General features: G+C 40.1%; 10 protein-coding genes and 2 pseudogenes. 4 read left to right on the top strand and 8 right to left on the bottom strand.

Going from position 1 to position 18,526, the window contains the following annotated elements:
- Positions 1-20 precede the first annotated feature (20 nt).
- From P4S61_RS00525 to P4S61_RS00515, 3 genes are read right to left on the bottom strand one after another with little or no spacing between them, the layout of a single operon-like run.
- Positions 21-1,022, bottom strand: a complete 1,002-nt coding sequence (locus P4S61_RS00525) for a LacI family DNA-binding transcriptional regulator (protein ID WP_145233053.1) — start codon at positions 1,020-1,022, stop codon at positions 21-23.
- Positions 1,023-1,080: 58 nt separating this feature from the next.
- Positions 1,081-2,607 carry an MFS transporter gene (locus P4S61_RS00520; RefSeq protein WP_145233054.1) on the bottom strand — a complete coding sequence of 509 codons (1,527 nt, stop codon included), beginning with the start codon at positions 2,605-2,607 and terminating at the stop codon, positions 1,081-1,083.
- A gap of 43 nt (positions 2,608-2,650) precedes the next feature.
- Positions 2,651-3,979: a GH1 family beta-glucosidase gene (locus tag P4S61_RS00515; RefSeq protein ID WP_182734311.1), complete on the bottom strand. Its 1,329-nt coding sequence runs from the start codon at positions 3,977-3,979 to the stop codon at positions 2,651-2,653.
- Positions 3,980-4,300: 321 nt separating this feature from the next.
- Here P4S61_RS00515 and P4S61_RS00510 point away from each other — a divergent pair.
- A pseudogene (locus P4S61_RS00510) lies at positions 4,301-6,876 on the top strand (glycoside hydrolase family 3 protein).
- A gap of 71 nt (positions 6,877-6,947) precedes the next feature.
- Here P4S61_RS00510 and P4S61_RS00505 read toward each other — a convergent pair.
- The 3 genes and pseudogenes from P4S61_RS00505 to P4S61_RS00495 all read right to left on the bottom strand — a co-directional run bounded on the left by P4S61_RS00505 (position 6,948) and on the right by P4S61_RS00495 (position 13,059).
- On the bottom strand, positions 6,948-8,438 hold the full coding sequence (locus P4S61_RS00505) for a tryptophan halogenase family protein (protein ID WP_337117589.1): 1,491 nt from the start codon (positions 8,436-8,438) through the stop codon (positions 6,948-6,950).
- A gap of 7 nt (positions 8,439-8,445) precedes the next feature.
- Positions 8,446-9,980 (bottom strand): annotated as a pseudogene (locus P4S61_RS00500) (tryptophan halogenase family protein).
- Positions 9,981-10,086: 106 nt separating this feature from the next.
- Positions 10,087-13,059: a TonB-dependent receptor gene (locus P4S61_RS00495; RefSeq protein WP_337117588.1), complete on the bottom strand. Its 2,973-nt coding sequence runs from the start codon at positions 13,057-13,059 to the stop codon at positions 10,087-10,089.
- 483 nt (positions 13,060-13,542) lie between these two features.
- Here P4S61_RS00495 and P4S61_RS00490 point away from each other — a divergent pair, with 483 nt between their 5' ends.
- Entirely contained in the window at positions 13,543-14,007 is a 465-nt protein-coding gene (locus P4S61_RS00490) for a GNAT family N-acetyltransferase (RefSeq protein ID WP_337117587.1), read from the top strand.
- A 43-nt stretch (positions 14,008-14,050) separates the two neighbouring features.
- On the opposite strand, the gene P4S61_RS00485 is transcribed toward P4S61_RS00490, so the two are convergent.
- Positions 14,051-15,115 carry a GGDEF domain-containing protein gene (locus P4S61_RS00485; protein WP_337117586.1) on the bottom strand — a complete coding sequence of 355 codons (1,065 nt, stop codon included), beginning with the start codon at positions 15,113-15,115 and terminating at the stop codon, positions 14,051-14,053.
- A 744-nt stretch (positions 15,116-15,859) separates the two neighbouring features.
- On the bottom strand, positions 15,860-16,771 hold the full coding sequence (locus P4S61_RS00480) for a LysR family transcriptional regulator (protein ID WP_145233062.1): 912 nt from the start codon (positions 16,769-16,771) through the stop codon (positions 15,860-15,862).
- Positions 16,772-16,926: 155 nt separating this feature from the next.
- On the opposite strand from P4S61_RS00480, the gene P4S61_RS00475 reads away from it, so the two are divergent.
- Both P4S61_RS00475 and P4S61_RS00470 read left to right on the top strand, forming a co-directional pair.
- Entirely contained in the window at positions 16,927-17,379 is a 453-nt protein-coding gene (locus tag P4S61_RS00475) for a DoxX family protein (protein WP_337117585.1), read from the top strand.
- 125 nt (positions 17,380-17,504) lie between these two features.
- Entirely contained in the window at positions 17,505-18,320 is an 816-nt protein-coding gene (locus P4S61_RS00470; protein WP_257326135.1) for a DODA-type extradiol aromatic ring-opening family dioxygenase, read from the top strand.
- Positions 18,321-18,526 lie beyond the last annotated feature (206 nt).

Raw genomic sequence — 18,526 nt, 5'->3', positions numbered from 1 at the left:
GAACGAATGATTTTACCGCATTAATTAATATCTGGCGTGGAGTCTCTTAAAACGAGAGTCGGCTGGAATACACGATTAATTGTAATGCCAGGGCGTTTGTAAATGTCTTTAAGTACAAGGTTAGCCGCCATTCTGCCCATCTCTGGGACTGGGTTATCTATGGTTGTTAGAGTTGGGTAAAGGTAATTGGTGAAAATCACGTTATCGTAGCCCATAATGGCGAGATCTTTCGGTAAATTAAAACCGTGTTCTCTGGCGAACTTCATTGCACCTGAGGCCATCTCATCATTGGCACAGACAATTGCGCTAAATTGCGCTTTATTTTCAATAAAATGTTTTAAGCCATCATTGCCGCCGGTTTCTTTAAAGTCGCCTATGTAAAAAAGGCTTTCATCAAAGGCTATATTGTATTCAGCAAGCGCTTTTTTATGTCCTACGAGTCGGTCTGACGCATCAACTTTAAATTGTGGACCCGCAATATAAGCAATATTTTTGTGACCTTTATTGATCATCGTTTTAGTGGCAAGATAACCGCCCAGAACGTTATCAAGACTAATACAGTTGTCTTTAATTTCCTCAACATAACGGCTCATTAAATAAATGGGGATTTTTCCCTTACTAAGTTCAATTAGATATTCGTCCGATACTATTTCCACATGGGCAATTATGGCATCACAGTTACGACTGATTAAAAATTCAAAGCCATTTTTCTCTTTGTCTTCGTCACTGTGCCCTGCGGTAATAATAACATGCTTACCTGCGGCACGAAGTTGCTGCTCTATCGCCGACATCATTTGGCCAAAGAATGGGCCGTCTAGTTCAGAGACTAAAACACCAACACTACTGGTACGACTCGATGCTAAAGAACGGGCAATAGAACTGGGTTGATAGCCAAGTTGCTGCATTGCTTCGAGCACTTTTTTCTTGGTTTTTTTACTTACATAATCATTGTCGTTCAGAACCCTTGATACCGTAGAGAGAGAGACACCTGCAAGTTCTGATACTTGATAAATTGTAGCCATTAATTTCCTAGCGTGATTATTCGCACTTTATAAAAACGTATTGATAATGAAATATAATTTACACATTACTGCGTCTAAAAGCCAAGTCTTCCGTGATTTTCTGCGTCATTGCGGGTGTCAACGGATAGATAAGCATCAAGGCGGCACCTAAAAAAGCAAATGCTGCGGGGATCCAACTCATTAATAGTTGCATGCCAGGTAATGATTGCGTAATGGTTGCTTCGTTCATGCCGTTATAGCCATAGCCTGCCAATACCACTAATACTAATGCCCCAGCGAAACCGCCGCCAGTTTTTTGCACAAACGTCCCTGCTGAATAAATTAAGCCTGTGGCGCGGCGTTTGTTTTTCCACTCAGAATAATCGGCAGCATCTCCTAACATGCTAAAAAACAGGGTAGGCATCATGGCAGCAAAAAATTCAGCTGCACAACCAAAAGTAAATATGGCAACAATGTTGTCAGCAGGCACCCAATAAAATGCTGTGGTTAATAAGCCACTTAATATTAAAGAGATGATAAATAAATTACGTTTGCCTATTAGTTCGGCAAGTTTACCAGTGGCAAGAGCGCCGAGGATAGACACCACTAATAACGCAACGAAGTATTGGCCTGCCATCAGTTCGCTGCCAACCTGATATTTAAAGTAATAAGCAATTACACCATACTTTATACCGTTGAACATCATGGTCAAAAAGCCCATGCCTAATAAAATTAACCAAGGCTTGTTGGTGAGCAAATCAACCATATCACGTTGAGTTCCCGTGAGATTTTGATGATCTTTGTTGAGTAATTTTTTTATCACAACAGTCATCATAGTCATGATAAATGCAAAAAATAGCCCACTGTAGATTTCGCGATAGTAAAAGAACAAGGTAGTTGCCAATAATGGCAGAATAATAAAGGGTAAGTTTTTAGTTAAATCTTTGAGCTCTGATTTTAAATTACCACTGGTTGTTTTGTGGGGTATTACCCGCTCTTTGGTGCTAACAAAAGTGATCACCATCAAAACAATTAGTAATGCTGCAAATAAGTACATGGTTAACTGATAACCTTTGGCGTTATCGCCATCGCCAAAATAAGCAACCAGTTCAGGTAAAAAGCCCATCACTAATAAACCGCCTGCAAAGGCTCCGGCAAAGCGAAAACTCGATAGTTTCGTGCGCTCGGTATCGTCTGGACTCATTACTCCCATTAATGCAGAGTAAGGCACGTTACTCACCGTATAAGCTAACGTTAAGCCTATGTAGGTAACGTAGGCGTAAATTAACTTGTTGGTGTCATTGAAATCAGGTGTGGTGAAACACAACACCATGAACAGTCCTAAAAAAGGAGCAGACCATAAAATCCACGGTCTAAATTTACCAAACCGAGTGGTGGTTCTGTCTGCAATCATTCCCATAATAATATCGGTTACACCATCGGATAACCTAACCACCAAAAATAACATAGCTGCGGCCGCAGCCGATATGCCAAATGTGTCAGTGTAAAATACTGCTAGGTAGGCAAGTGCACCTCGCCAAACTAAGTTGGCTCCGGCATCACCCATCGCATAACCGATTTTTTCGTATAAAGGAATTTTGTTCACTGTGTGTTTCTTATTGTTGTTTTTAAAGGAGCACTAGCTAAGTTTACCGGCTAGTAATTAAACTACTATACGCAAGGCCACTGGCTTTTACAGTACGTTGTTGAGTTTGATAATCAACATAAACGATACCAAATCGCTTTGAATAGCCTTCAGCCCATTCAAAGTTATCCATTAAGCTCCATGCAAAGTAGCCATGGATCACCACACCTTGTTCAGTTGCGTTATGCAATGCGTTTAAGTGTTGCTGATAGTAAGCTATGCGATCTGAATCGTTAACTTTACCATCTATCATCTTGTCGGCCATTGCTGCGCCATTTTCAGTAATATAAATCGGTGGTAGGGTATATTTCTCATTTAACGATACTAATAATTCAGTAAGTGCTTGCGGGTAAATTTCCCAACCAATATCAGTTAATAGGCCTTGATGTGGGCGCTCGTCATAAAAATCATCAGCGCTTGCTTGGTAATGTAAACGCGTATAAAAATTAACGCCAAGGTAATCTAATGGCTGCGCAATAATTTCCATATCACCGGGGTGAATATCTGGACGCTGCTCTGCTGGAAGTTGCTCAATAATATCTGGGTATTTGCCAGTCATTACAGGGCGCATATACCAATGGTTAATATAATCATCAGCAAAGGCTGTGGCTTTAAGATCTGCGTCACTTTGTGTTACCGGGTAACAGGGAGTAAAGTTGAGTACGATACCATTAAGTGTCTGTGGGCTATTTTTAGCCAGCATTTGCATCGCTAAACCATGACCTAGTAATAAGTGATGGGCAGCTTTTCGGCCAAATTCCCGACCGACAATACCTGGGGCATGCACACCAATTTCATACCCTAAATAAGAGCTGCAAAAAGGTTCATTTAAGGTTGAATATGAATAAACACGATCACCAAACGCTTTGCTAATAAGATCTGTGTAGTGAGCAAATTCATAGGCGGTATTACGATTTAACCAGCCGCCTTGATCTTCTAAATACTGCGGTAGATCCCAGTGATATAAAGTGACAAATACCTTGATGTTGCGGCGTTTAAGTTCATCTAGAAGATCAGTATAAAATTTCACACCTAATGGGTTTAAACTACCATCTTGATGCATCACGCGCGGCCAAGAAATTGATAAACGATAGGCATCAACGCCCAAAGAATCTATTAACTCAATATCTTGAGGCCAACGAGTGTAGTGTTCACAGGCGATTAGACCATTTGAGTTATCGGCAATTTTATCGTCTTGAGCACAAAAGGTGTCCCAAATACATGGCAGACGATCTGCTGCACCACCTTCAATTTGAAATGAAGCAGTTGCTACGCCAAAAGTGAAGTCTTTGCTCAGTAGCGGCGAGTGTTTAGGTAAAGATAATTGTTTCATTAATAGAAAACCTCTGCTTTCTTTTTATAGTCCGTGATGCTGTTATTTTTAGCTTTTAAAGCTAACATACCTGAAAGCGCTTCCATATTTAATTTGATTAATGCCAATAGATGGTATTTAATGACTTTAAGGAAGCGCTTCCATATTTAGGTTAGTGACTATTTCTTAACAGGTCAACAGTTAAATTTTAATTTCAATGATGACAAAAAATAGTTCTACCGTTGCTTAGATGAATAAACCGCTTGGTCTCGCTTTTGTAATACAGCAGGTACTTAGAGTCTTTTAAGCAGCAATGAGTTGATAATAGATAGGTATATAAAAATGAAAACACACTTACACACAGCTAAGTTACCTACACTAAGTTTGTTAGCTGGATTAGTTACTCTGGCTGGTTGTTCAGCAAGCGAAAGTAAAGATACGTCTCAAAATAATAGAGCTGTTGAACAAATGCAGCAGCAACAATCGCTAGCTATTTGGCCAAAGCTGAATAATGTGGTTCGAGCTGATCCGCAAATTGAGTCTAAGATTGCTCAGTACTTGCAGACGATGACATTAGAGCAAAAAGTTGCGCAGATGATTCAACCTGAGATCCGCGATATAACGACTGATGATATGCGTAAATATGGTTTTGGCTCGTATTTAAATGGCGGAGGCTCATTTCCGAACGCGAATAAACATGCCACACCACAAGATTGGATTGCACTTGCTGAACAGATGTATCAAGCATCGGTTGATGATTCTCTTGATGGCATCGATATTCCTACCATGTGGGGCACCGATGCTGTACATGGTCATAATAACGTGATTGGTGCAACGTTATTTCCACATAACATTGGCTTAGGCGCAGCAAATAATCCCGCTTTAATAGAAAAAATAGCCGCTGCGACGGCAATCGAAGTGATGGTTACTGGTATTGATTGGGTATTTGCGCCGACTGTTGCTGTTGTACGTGATGACCGCTGGGGTCGAACTTATGAAGGGTATTCTGAAGATCCAGAGATTGTCCGCCGGTACTCAGTTGCCATTGTTAACGGCTTGCAAGGCCATGCCGATGGTGATTTTTTAAGTCATAAGCGGGTGATTAGCACAGTTAAACACTTTTTAGGTGATGGCGGTACCGTCGATGGTGACGATCAAGGTAACAATATCGATTCAGAGCAAGCCTTGTTTGATACTCATGCTCAAGGCTACATTGGTGGTTTGTCGGCTGGTAGTCAATCTGTTATGGCGTCGTTTAATAGCTGGCATGGTAAGAAAAATCATGGCAATAAATACCTGCTTACCGATGTACTGAAAACGAAAATGGGCTTTGATGGCTTTGTTGTTGGTGATTGGAATGGCCACGGACAAGTTGTAGGTTGTAGTAACGAAAGCTGCCCACAGGCTGTAAACGCGGGGCTTGATATTTTTATGGTTCCTACGGGGGCGTGGAAACCACTTTATGAAAATACGATAGCGCAAGTGAAAGCCGGTGAAATTGCCATGAGCCGAATTGACGATGCTGTTGCGCGTATTTTAAGAGTCAAACTAAGAGCGGGTTTATTTGATAAACCGAGCCCTGCAAAACGTCAGTTCTCAGGTAAAACGCAGTTAATTGGCGCGCAAGCGCACCGCGATATTGCGCGACAAGCTGTGCGTGGATCACTGGTGTTATTAAAAAACAACAACAATACTTTGCCGATAGCGGCTAATTCACGAGTATTAATTGCCGGAGATGGCGCAGATAATATTGCTAAGCAAGCGGGGGCTGGAGTATTACTTGGCAAGGCACCAATAACGAAAATACCGATTTCCCTGGTGCTACGTCAATCTTTGCGGGTTTAAAAGCGCAGATCACGGCCGCAGGTGGAGAGGCCATTTTAAGTCCTGATGGACACTTTACACAAAAACCTGATGTGGCGATTGTGGTGTTTGGAGAAGAACCTTATGCAGAAGGCCACGGTGACAGGGATAATCTTGAGTTTGAGCGTAATAATAAAAAGTCGTTAGCGTTATTAAAACAGCTTATATCTAAAGGCGTGCCGGTCGTATCGGTATTCATTTCAGGTCGACCAATGTGGGTTAACGCTGAGTTAAATGCCTCTGATGCGTTTGTCGCCGCATGGCTACCAGGTACAGAAGGACAAGGTGTGGCCGATGTCTTATTAACTGACGCAGGAGGTGATATTCAGCATGACTTTACTGGTAAATTGTCGTTTTCATGGCCAAAATCACCACTGCAAACCGCAGTAAATAAAGATGATGTAGACTATTCGCCACTATTTCCTTATGGCTTTGGTTTAACCTATACAGATAAAAATACCCTGGCAGATAATTTAAATGAAGACTCAGGTGTTGATATAGCTAGTTTGCCTAATATGGCTATTTTTAATGGCGTGCTGACTGATCCATGGCGATTGTTTTTAAAGTCAGCACAGCAGCAAGTTCAAGTAGCTAGCAATAGCGTTGAATTAGCAGGTATTAGTTATCGTACTGAAGATAAAAATATTCAAGAAGATGCAATGGCATTTGTATTTACAGGTATAGGCCTTACTACAGCCGAAATCAATAGTAACTTCACTGAAGATAAAGTGGCTTATATCGAAGCAAACTCAGCGCTGAGTTTTGATTACAAGATAAATAGCGAATTTGCTGCTCCATTATTTGTTGCTATGAGTTGCGAGCATGGTTGTGGTGGACGTGTTGATATCAGCGCAGAACTCAAAAAGGCTACATTAAATAGATGGCAAACACTCAGCATAGACTTAACCTGCTTTACTGAGCAAGGCGTTGATTTTTCAAGAGTGATTAGCCCATTTTCATTACAGAGCACGGGTAATGGTTCGGTTTCTGTGGCGAATATCAACTTTGTGCCAGAGGGAGCAAAACAGGCAACAATTATCTGCCCAGATAGTTAACTTAGTCTTTGATTTTGTTTTGTTGTGCAAAGCCCTTTAAGTGATTAAAGGGCTTTTTATGCTCACTCAGATTACTCCGCAGAACAATATTGTTGTAAGAACGCTTTATGTGTTGGCAATTGTGCCACGCGTTGAGTAATTTGCTGTTTGATACTGATCAGAAAGTGGCTTAACTCATCATCACTCATCAGGCTTGCAATTAAATGGTATTGTTTGGGTTTGATACCTTGACCCAACATTACTTGCACCCATGAGTCGACTCTAAAAATATCGCCGTCATCTAAAAATACCCGCCCAGTTTCTTTGAATAAACTAATTTTATGAACAAGGGTATCAGGCACTTCCATATTTTTACAATGACGCCAAAATTCGCTATCAGTGCGATCAGTTACTTTATAATGCAAGACAATAAAATCACGAATATTTTCAATCTCACTTTTTAGCTGTTTGTTGTATTCGTGGATTGCTTGTTCGGTAATACCATCAAATGGAAATAGCCGGATAAAGCGAATAATGCCCGACATAATTAAATGAATACTGGTAGATTCAAGTGGTTCAACAAAGGCACTGGCAAGCCCCAAAGCAAGGCAGTTTTTATTCCAGCCTTTGCGGCGGCGGCCAGTTTTAAATTTAATTACTCTGGGTTCAGTGAGAGTTTCACCTTGAATATTACTGAGTAAAAGCTGCTTTGCATCAGTATCGTTTAAATAACGGCTACAATACACTAGACCATTACCTACGCGCTGTTGCAGAGGAATTTGCCACTGCCAGCCTACATCATGTGCTATTGAGCGGGTATAAGGCACTATATCATCGCTAATGGCTCTAGTTTGTACTGCAATTGCGCTATCGCACGGCAGTAAGTGTGACCAATCTTCATAGCCGGTATGCAAAGCCTGTTCAATAAGTAGTCCATTAAAGCCGGTACAATCAATAAAAAAATCACCATTTATGATACTTTCATCTGCAAGAGTTAGGCTGTTTATGAAGCCCGAAGTGGCGCATTTATTAACGTGGATTATTTTTCCCTCTAGACGTTTAACCCCTAGTTGTTCTGAAAATTCACGTAGGAATAATGCATAACGACTCGCATCCATATGAAATGCATAATTAATTGGATTTTGCTGATTAAAAGCACACTTACCTTGTTTAGCTGCTTGCAGTTCATAACAGTAATCACCAAACTCGGATTCAAGTCCTAATGTTAAGCTGTGTAGCCAAAAATGATGAAATTCACCTGCCCAGCATTCTTTGCCCGTCATGCCAAATGAGTGAATATAATCGGTGTTTTTTTCGCCCCAGTTTTCAAAACTGATCCCTAATTTAAAGCTTGCTTGGGTAGCTTTCATAAATGCTTGCTCATTTATGCCAAGTAATTTATGAAAAGTGCGGATCGGTGGAATAGTAGCTTCACCAACACCAACCGTAGCAATGTCGTCGGATTCGATAAGGGTGACATTGATATTTTTACCAACGAGTTTACTGAATGCAGCCGCAGCCATCCAACCAGCTGTACCACCGCCAGCGATCACCACATTTTTTATAGGTTTGTTGTGTGTCATTGTCAGGTTAAGCCTTATTGTTTAAAAGTTGATTTAATAATGCGCGATTTGTTGGTAACCCTTGTAAGTATTTGGCAATTTTTTCACGGTTTTGCTGATAAAAATACTGCCCAGCTTTAGCGTTATTAAAGGTATTTTCTGCTGTTGTATTTTGCGTGTGAAAGCCCATTCCATACAATACATATTGATAGCTGGCAGAGGGGAATACCTCTTCGTTTTCAATTAAATCAAACCTGCTTGGTGGTTGATATTGCCAAATTGCCAGCAATTCATTCAAACGAGTAGGAATGCTCGATGGTTTTTTTATATCACGCCAGTATTGACTATCATCACGTTCACTTAATATGTAGTGTAACTTTAAAAAGTCGATTACTCGCTGCCAGCGATAACTAAAGCGCTCATTAAACCGTTTAGCCAGCAAGTCCATATGAGTACGGTTTTGCGGCATTTGTTCGCTTAACATGCTGATTGAAAGCTCCACCATCGCCAGTGCTGATGCTTCAAGTGGCTCTATAAAACCTTGCGACATACCAACAGCAACACAGTTTTTTACCCAAAACTGTGTGCGGTAACCAGGAATAAAACTCAGCTTGCGAGTTTGTATTTGCTCGGCGACTTGTTCACCAACAGATAGCGCAGCATAGCTTTTTAAGGTGTTCACAGCGGTTTGTTCATCACAGTATTTATCGCTATAGGTATAACCAATACCACGACGACTCGGTAGACCAATATCCCAGATCCAACCATGTGGCTGCGCCGTTGATAAAGTGGCTGAGGCGATCTCTTGTTGATTATCGTTATAAGGGAGATGTGCAGCGATAGCGCTATTATTAAAAAGAATATGCTCTTGTGTGATAAGCGTTGCGCCATAGTGCTCACCAATCAAACGCGCCCGAGCACCGGTACAATCAATGAATAAGTCGCCGTCTATGTCACCGTGCTTTATGGTGGTGAGTGAATGAATATAATCGTCATGGTCATTTTTTACTTCGATGACGTCATCAATAATATGATGCACATTGAGTTTTTTTACGCAGTGGTGTTTTAAAAATGTGGCAAACTTACCGGCATCAAGATGATAGCCGTAATTAGTGACCGCCGCGTATTCTGGTGTGTGTAACTGCTTAGGTGCAAGTGCTGCTTGGCAAACAAAACTTTGCATATTAACGGCGTCGGCATATTTTTGAGTGCTTGCATGATGTTGCCAGTAAGCGTGTAAATCGGTTTCTAAATAGCCTTCGGGAGTCATAAACGGATGATAGTAGTTTTCGCCTATATTTATGTTACGCCAGTTTATGAATTTTGAACCTTGCTTAAATGAAGCATCGCAGTGACGTATAAAATCTATTTCTTCGATACCAATTCGCTTGAGCGTATTGCGCATAGACGGCCAAGTGCCTTCGCCTACACCTGAAATAGCAATGTTTGCAGACTCTATTAAGGTAATCTTTTTTTAGGGTGTTCAGCGGCTAATAGCCCTGCACTTAGCCAACCTGCTGCGCCACCACCTAATACCACAATGTGTTGTATTTTATTATTCATTGTGTGCTCTGTTGTTTTAATAAAATTGCTATTAACCTGCAACGCAAAAAGCCGCTAACAACTAGCGGCTTAATACTCATGGCGTTAATGAGTCAATAACCCTTGCTTAGAAGTTATAACGCATACCAATATTATAGCGTGCACCATTTTGTTCTAAATTCCATAACTGTGCTTCATACCGGCCATGTTGGCGCATATTTTGTTCAGTAATGTTAAGCCCTTCGACAAAGAACGACATTTGTTCACTGTAGTTGTAAGCAATATTAAAATCAATTTGGTAATACTCATCTGTAAAGCCCGGCTCGTTAACGTAACGGGCAGCACTGTTTAAGAATTTATCACGCCAGTTATAGGCGATACGCGCCTGAAACTTATCGTTTTCGTACATGGCTATAAAGTTAGCTGTGTCGCTTAAGCCAACAAGGGCAAATTGTGTGACGGTTGGATCAGCGGCTACATTATAATCAATATCACCATTTACTATGGTGTAGTTAGCTTGTAAGCCAATACCCGTGTCGCCAAAGAAGTGTTGTATAGCAAATTCATAACCATCAATTTTGGCATCTTTACTGTTGGTTGGTACTTGTGCCGTAAAGTCCATCAGTGGGTCATCACTGTTTGGTAGAACGTCGTAAGCGGCTTCAAATTCTTCATAGCTCATCGAGTCAAATGCTACACCATTTTCCATTGCAGCAACCATTTGGAATAAATTTGAATCGGTAAACGCAATACCTTGTGCCTCAAGCTCTGCTTTGGCTGCTTGTGCTCTTGGACCCGCAGATGCATCGCGTAAGCCGTAGTAGTTTTGAGTCATTGGTGATAGACCAATAAAATTATCTACTTTTTTATTAAAGTAACCAATCGACACATAACTTAGATCAGTGAAGTACCACTCAGCAGATACATCAAAATTATTCGATTCAAGTGGGACAAGGCTAGGGTTACCAGTTGCTGCTGGTGCATTAGTGGTGCCTGGAATGATCGAAGGGCCGGTAGGTACACCTACTGTTGCCGCAGAACTTAAATTGTCGTAAGTAGGGCGGGCAATAGTGGTACTGTAAGAGGCGCGAAGAGTCACATCCTCAATAACGTTAATGTTAAAATCTAAGCTAGGTAAAAAATGGTTATAGCTTGAGCTCAAGGAATAGTCATCTTTATTGGTGCCGTAACGCACATTAAAGTCGTTGTTACCTTCCCATGCAACTGCATCAGGTAAATCAATATTAGCAGTTGAGGTAATATCGGTTGTTTCGTAGCGCGCACCAATCACAAGGTTAAATACCATGCCATTGATTTCGTTACTGTAATTATATTGTACAAATGCCGCTTGAATATCTTCTTCAATAGTGCGATTTGTTGCAAACGCGCCATCAGCCGCAAAATTGAACCCGTATTGATCTGCCGCCCAGTAACCAATTTGTGAAGCACTACCGGTAAAGCCTTGATCAAATGAACCACTGGTATCGTAATCATCAAATTCTGCTAAAAAATTAGTTGGATCTAAATAGCCATCGGGTAGTTCTCCAGGGTTTTCAATGCCCCAGTTACCCATTGTATTACGTGTAAGCGATTGTAAAGAGTGACTTTCCATTGAGCGTGACTCAATACCAAAGTCGATACTGCCGTTGTCTATGAGATAACTACCGTGTAGTCGAAATTCATCAACGGTTGATTCTTGACTTGCAAAGTTTGCATCTAAAATTGAGCTACCTACATCAGCTTGATCAAGCGCTCCTGAGCAGTTTAGATTTGTGCGACTACAGTCATCGAAATCTATTACCATAGAGGGTAAGTCACGGCTAAAGTCAACTTGTTGTGCGGCCACGACATTGGCACCTAAGCCTGCATTTATCCAACTACCATAAGGCGCATCGGGTTTGCTGGTGGCTTTTGAGCTGTGGGCATCAAACGTAAAGTTCAGTTGATCACTAAAGTAGTATTGAAGGTTTAAACCGATTGAATTATTTTCGTTTACTTGATTTTGCTCTTGTAATGCTAAGCCTAAGTCGCGAGTGGATAAGTCGCGGCGTTCTTCACGGTAATAAATAGGTGTTTTAACAGCATTGTCATCAAATGTTAAATGGGTTTTATAGTTGTCCATCCAAATTGATTGCTCTGCACGGGCTTCAAATAACTCTTGCTGTGAGTAAGTATAATCAAGTGTTGCGGTAAACGAGTCAATTGGGCTGTATTGCAATGTTAATTGAGCATTAGTACGAGTTCGCTCACGATCTGCAATGGTGTAGCGCAAGTCTGATGGCATTGAATAATACTGGCCCATCGCAGGAGCATTTTCTAATACAATGTCATCTGCTGCTTGAGGGATGGTGCCATCATATTCTGTGGTGCGCCATTCGCCAACAAATGCCCCGGTTGCTGAACTATCACGCTGTTGCATACTTGCTGTGAGTGAAGCACCAAATTTAGCATCTTCATCTGTCCAGCTAAAGATCCCTGAAATTTCTGGAGTAACGTCATCGCCGACACGGTTAGTTGTATCGTGCTGTGCTTTAACACCAATATTGGCAACTAGGCCAGGGTTATCAAGTGGACGAGCGGTATTGATATTAATAGTTGCACCAATGCCACCAGATGCGATGCTTGCTTTACCTGTTTTATATACTTCCACTGATTTCACACTTTCTGAGGCAAGATTAGCAAAATCATAAGCTCGAGAGTTTGGAGCACCACCACCAGCAGGAAGAGAAGCCGCAGGCATTGTACGTCCGTTTAATGTCACCATATTATAATCTGGACCAAAACCACGCACTGTCACTTTAGAACCTTCACCATTGCTACGGTCAATTGAAACACCGGTAATGCGTTGCAGCGATTCAGCTAAATTAGTGTCTGGAAATTTACCAATGTCTTCTGCAGAAATGGCATCAACAACCCCAGATGAGTAACGCTTAAGCTGAGTTGATTCTTTGATACTGCCTTTAAAACCGGTGACTTGAATCACTTCTAATTCACTTTGTTGTTCAACCTCGGCGGCAAACGTAGACAGAGTGGTTGCGGCACCTAAAATCAAAGATAAGCTGGTGGCTAACTTTGTTTTCATTAAAATATGCTTGGACATTAGACTTCCCTCGTACTGTTATCATTATTATTTACTCGCCACAAAAATGCGGCGGTATCACTGTGTGTGGAAGCGCTTCCATAGCGGCTTGTATTGATTTCTGTGGAAGCGCTTCCAGAAAGGCTAGTGTAATTTTTATGTTGCGTCAACAACTGTGTTTAATTTATTGCAGCTAAAATGTATTAGATTTGTTTATTTGGATGTGGTGTTTATTGTTTTATATATAATTATCGGTCAATTATTTTTTATTTTCATCTTTGTAACTTTATTAGGTAAATGAGTGTTCGCATGGTTTTTATGCCCATAAATATGAAAACAACTGAACTTAAACGGGAGGCTAATTGAATGATGGAGTAGCAATTAGCATAAGCAAAAAGTACCTTATTGTTATTATCTAATTGCGGTTGGTATATTTATAACGTATTGTTTGTTATCAATTAACATGGAATATATCGTACTTCCCGCGATTAAGTAAGAGTCGTTATGTTGTTAACTCACGTCAGAAATACCCACATAAAAGAAATCATGTCATGGTTTTTAAATGAAGAAGAAGTTCATGCATGGGCTGGGCCTAATTTTAGATACCCGTACGATTTTAATTCTTTCAAAAAGGGTTTAAAACTTGATGAAATAAACTCATTTGTATTGCTTGCTGATGATAATACGCTAATGGCTTTTGGTCAGTTTTATTTACGTATTGGTCGTTGTCATCTAGGTAGGTTAGTGGTTAACCCTGAGTATCGTGGCGGTGGCATTGTAGCAACACTAATTACGCAGCTCAGTGAACTAGGTCAATTAACTTTAGCTACGCAAACATGTTCTTTATTTGTATTAGCTCATAACAAAAGTGCGATTAAAGCGTATAAAAAACTTGGCTTTGTGCTTGCTGATTACTCAGAGCCAATACCACTTGCTAATTGTTTGTATATGACAAAGACACCAGGCTAAGTTTAATCAGTGGTTATACTCAGTGGATTCAGTGTTTAAAAAATTACAATTCAGTTCGGTTACATAACACCGTTGGCAACATGGTCGGTTTGTTGATCACTAATAACCACTTGATCCGGCCTTTTGCTTTAGCAATATATAAGCGTTTATCGGCTTGGTCTAACAGTGTTTTAATTGAAGCATTGGCATCATAACTACTGCTAATTCCCACACTTACTGATAAATTTATAGTGTTACCTTTAAAACGTAAGCTATGCCCTCTAATTGCATCACAGAGTTTTTGAGCAGTTACCTGAGCTTGATTAAGTGATTGATCTGGAAGTAATAAAGCAAACTCTTCACCACCAATTCGCGCAGCAATATCGTTATCATTTAATTGTGCCATGATATGTTGCGCTATCCATTTTATAGCGGTATCACCTGTGCTGTGACCATATTTATCATTAACACTTTTGAAGTAATCAATATCGATCATAACTACCGAAAATGATTGCTGATATGCAACACCTTGTTTGAGAAGTTTTTCACCTTGCATAAAAAAACCACGTCGATTTAACAGACCTGTTAATACATCGTGATTAACTAGACGCTGAAGGTTTTCTTCAATATTTACAAATAATAAAAACGGCAATACCAATGCTGTAGCAGTGGCTAGTATTATATGGCTTACTAAAATTGCTTGTAGCCAAAGACTATAATCAGTTGCAGAATTACTAACCAAAGGAGCTGCTAACATAAATACTTGTATATACATGATGAGAGAGTGGCTAATAAAACAGCCGGACAAGATTTTTTGTTGCATTGGTGCTACGCATTTCATCTTATAGACTAAGTATGCACCGTAAATAAAGAGTGTTGCAATAACGAGACTTGTCACCAATTGGCCTGCTGTAATCGCATAGATTGGTAGTAACACAATTGCACTGGCAATCACTAAGGTTAAAAAGTGCCGATTAGTATTTCTAGTTAGATTAGTTACTTTCTGCAAACCAATAAGAGCGAGTATAGGACTGATTATGATGCACATATCTGCCAGATAGTGCGTAATAAAAGGGCTATCAAGTACTATCCGTAGACATGCTAAGATTTGCGAGACCACAAATATCATACACGACCCGCCTAAGTATAAATAGCAGGGTTGTTTTTTATACTTATAAACGGTAAAAAAAAGCCGCCGATCAGGACATTCAAAAGTAACGAGATGCTAATCACAGTGGGTAAATGTAGCATTATGAATCTGCCTTGTTTAATCGTGCTGCTTCCAGCAACTATTGGTATAGTTATTATATATTGGTATTCACGAATAAACATAATTAGTGCGCAATTTATGATTAACGGGTGATAGGCCATCAAAGCTAAACTTGTTAGGTTCGAAAGTGGCTAAACTAATAAGTATATTACCATCAGTTATAATCCAATGAGCTAGCAGTAAAGATATCAGATTGGAATTATTTACGCGAGGTGTTGTTATCGTAAAATTGCAACACAATTAAATTACTGCTCATTAAGATCGCCGTTTTTAAAATTGGTACTAGCATATAGTAAACGAGGTTATTACGTTGCTAAGTTAATAATGATAGAGCTCTAATTTTGTTCAGTAAGATCAAATTAATCGCGCTATATTGTTAAGCGCCTGTTCCAAACTCGTCACAGGTATAAAAGGCGTTAGAGCACAGCAGGATAAGGAGTGATCATTGGCTTAGTTGTTCAGGTAAGCTTTTTACAGTAAGTAAAGTACCCGCTAAAATTGTATAAGAGTTATGACGTGTAATAATTGTTAAACGGTAGCACTACCGCAGTTTTATCCACATGGCTAAACTTATATAATTCAATCGACATTACTCATTAATTATTAGGTTACTACTTTGTCCCAATATGGTGGCGTACCATAGTATCCGTTTATAAAATCAATAAAACACCTGATTTTATGTGGTAGTAATTTTCGGTGGGCATAAACAACATATAAACCAACAGATCCCGTTGCAAATTGAGGTAAAACTTCGATCAACTTGCCACTATTAATGGCTTCACTGGCGATAAATGTAGGCTGTAATGCGATCCCTGCACCGGCGATAGCACAATCAACTAATACATCCCCATTATTACTTTGAAACTCGCTACTACGTTGCGTGTTTTTTACCCGTAACCACTGATATATTTCGTCTTTAGTATCCATTTCTGTGTAGCTATAATGCAAGTATCGGTGGTTTTTTAGATCTTCAGGTTTTTCAGGAGTACCATGTTTTTCAAGGTAGTCAGGTGAGGCACATAAAATTAATCTAATGGGCGCAACCTGCTTGGCAATCAAAGACGAACTTTTGAGTCGACCAATACGCAGTGCTACATCATAACCTTCATCAACAATGTCAACTTTGCGGTCGTTCAGTTGCAAATCAACATTAACAAAAGGGTAATGTGATTGGAACTCAGTCACTAATTTACCCATGTGTTTTAACGCGAATGACACTGGAGCACTTATTCTCAGAGTTCCGGTTGGGTGCTGCTGTAAGCCCCCTAATTGTGAATCCATTTCATCAATACTTAACAATATCTGTTGCGCATGCTGAAAATAATGTGTGCCAGCTTCAGTGAGGCTTACTTTACGGGTAGTGCGATTTAGTAACCGTACAGCAAGGCGTTCTTCTAGTTTAGAAACGTACTTACTAACCAATTGTGGTGAAAGTTGTAAGGTTGTTGCCGCATTGCTAAAACTACCTTCGATCACCACAGATACAAAGGCTCGCATTGCATCAATTCTATCCATAATTTTTCTCATATTTAAATTGATTAACAACATTTTGTTGTTAATCATTCTTTATTTGTCATCTTACTCCGCCATGACATTGATAGTAAAGTGTACTTATCCCAACAGGGTCTAATTAAAACGTAAATAAATACTTTGCTAAAGAGGAACAAATAATGAAACTAATAAACACGATACTAAAATCAGATGCAGGACTTGCCGCTTTAATACTTCGCGCGCCAATTGGTTTGATTTTAGCTGCACATGGATCACAAAAATTGTTTGCTTGGTTTGGTGGTTATGGTCTGGAAGGAACAGGTCAATGGATGGCGAGTATCGGTATTACTCCAGGTTATTTAATGGCATTACTCGCAGGCAGTGCTGAATTTTTTGGCGGTTTAGCATTATTACTTGGGTTATTGACTCGTCCTGCTGCACTTATTTCAGCATTTACCATGCTAGTGGCTATTTTTTCAGTACATATAGACAATGGCTTGTTTATGGCAAATAACGGCTACGAATATGCACTGACACTGTTTGTAGTACTGATTGCGCTAACATTACAAGGTGGTGGTCGTTTTAGTATTGATAACTTTATAGCGAATAAATTAACGTCTAGGCAGTTATAGTCCAAGCATGTTTAATCACTATTATGAAATGGCGTGGATTACGGATAAATCCGCGTCTTAGCTTTGCGTTAGTTTAACTATCAAGGTTTACTTGCTCATGTTAAGTGAGCTTGTTTGGAGTAACTATGAATAATGTAGACATTGCATTTATCTCTCATGGTGGCGGCCCAATGCCACTGTTAAATGAACCAAACCATACACAATTGGTTGCTTATTTAAAATCACTTGCAAGCACGCTAAAAAAACCAAGTGCCATTTTATTGATTAGCGCTCATTGGGAGGAGTCAGTAGCTACTATTACTGCCAATGCTGCACCGGGAATGATTTACGATTATTATGGTTTTCCGCCAGCTGCCTATCAAGTGCAATACTCAAGTCAGGGAGAGCCCAAGTTAGCTGAAAAAGTACAACAAGTGTTACAACATGCTGGTATTGAAGCGAAGTTAGATCATCATCGCGGTTACGATCATGGTTTGTATGTGCCTTTAACATTAATGTACCCAGCAGCCGATATACCCGCGATTCAACTATCACTAGTGAATAACTTAGATGCTGCACAGCACTTAGCAATCGGTAAAGCGTTGCAATCTTTGGATTATGAAAACTTATTAGTTATTGGCTCTGGTTTTTCGTTTCATAACATGCAGGCATTTTTCGCGCAGGATAATCAGCAGAGCCAAATCAATAACCACGAATTTGAACAGTGGCTACGATCGACCTTAAGTGATAACACCGTGCCTGAACCAAAGCGTAATTTAATGATGCAAAACTGGCATAAAGCGCCTCATGCACGTTATTGTCATCCGCGAGAAGAGCATCTATTACCACTGCATGTATGCTATGGCTTAGCTGGCAGAGCAAGTGATGAATATGAAAATGTTACTATTTTCAATAAGCAATCAAGCGCATTTGTATGGCGAAGGAAAGAGCTGGGTATTTAATATTTGAATCATTGATCTTCTGTGTAGAGTCAAATCGTGGCGGGCATTTTTTAATTTATTTATTCAGAATTGATACGACTGAGTGGATCCGAACCACTGACCTTTGGACCGGGTGAGCAAGAGTAGGTAGTGCTTTTTCTTGATATAATTTCTATTTATGAATTGGTACGACTGAGTGGATTCGAACCACCGACCTTTGGACCAGG

Origin of the sequence: Pseudoalteromonas sp. B160 (assembly GCF_037162485.1) — a bacterium.
In the GTDB taxonomy this organism is placed as follows: Bacteria; Pseudomonadota; Gammaproteobacteria; order Enterobacterales; family Alteromonadaceae; genus Pseudoalteromonas; species Pseudoalteromonas rhizosphaerae.
The sequence above is the reverse complement of the archived record's forward strand: the minus strand, read 5'-3'. Positions and strand labels throughout refer to the sequence as shown.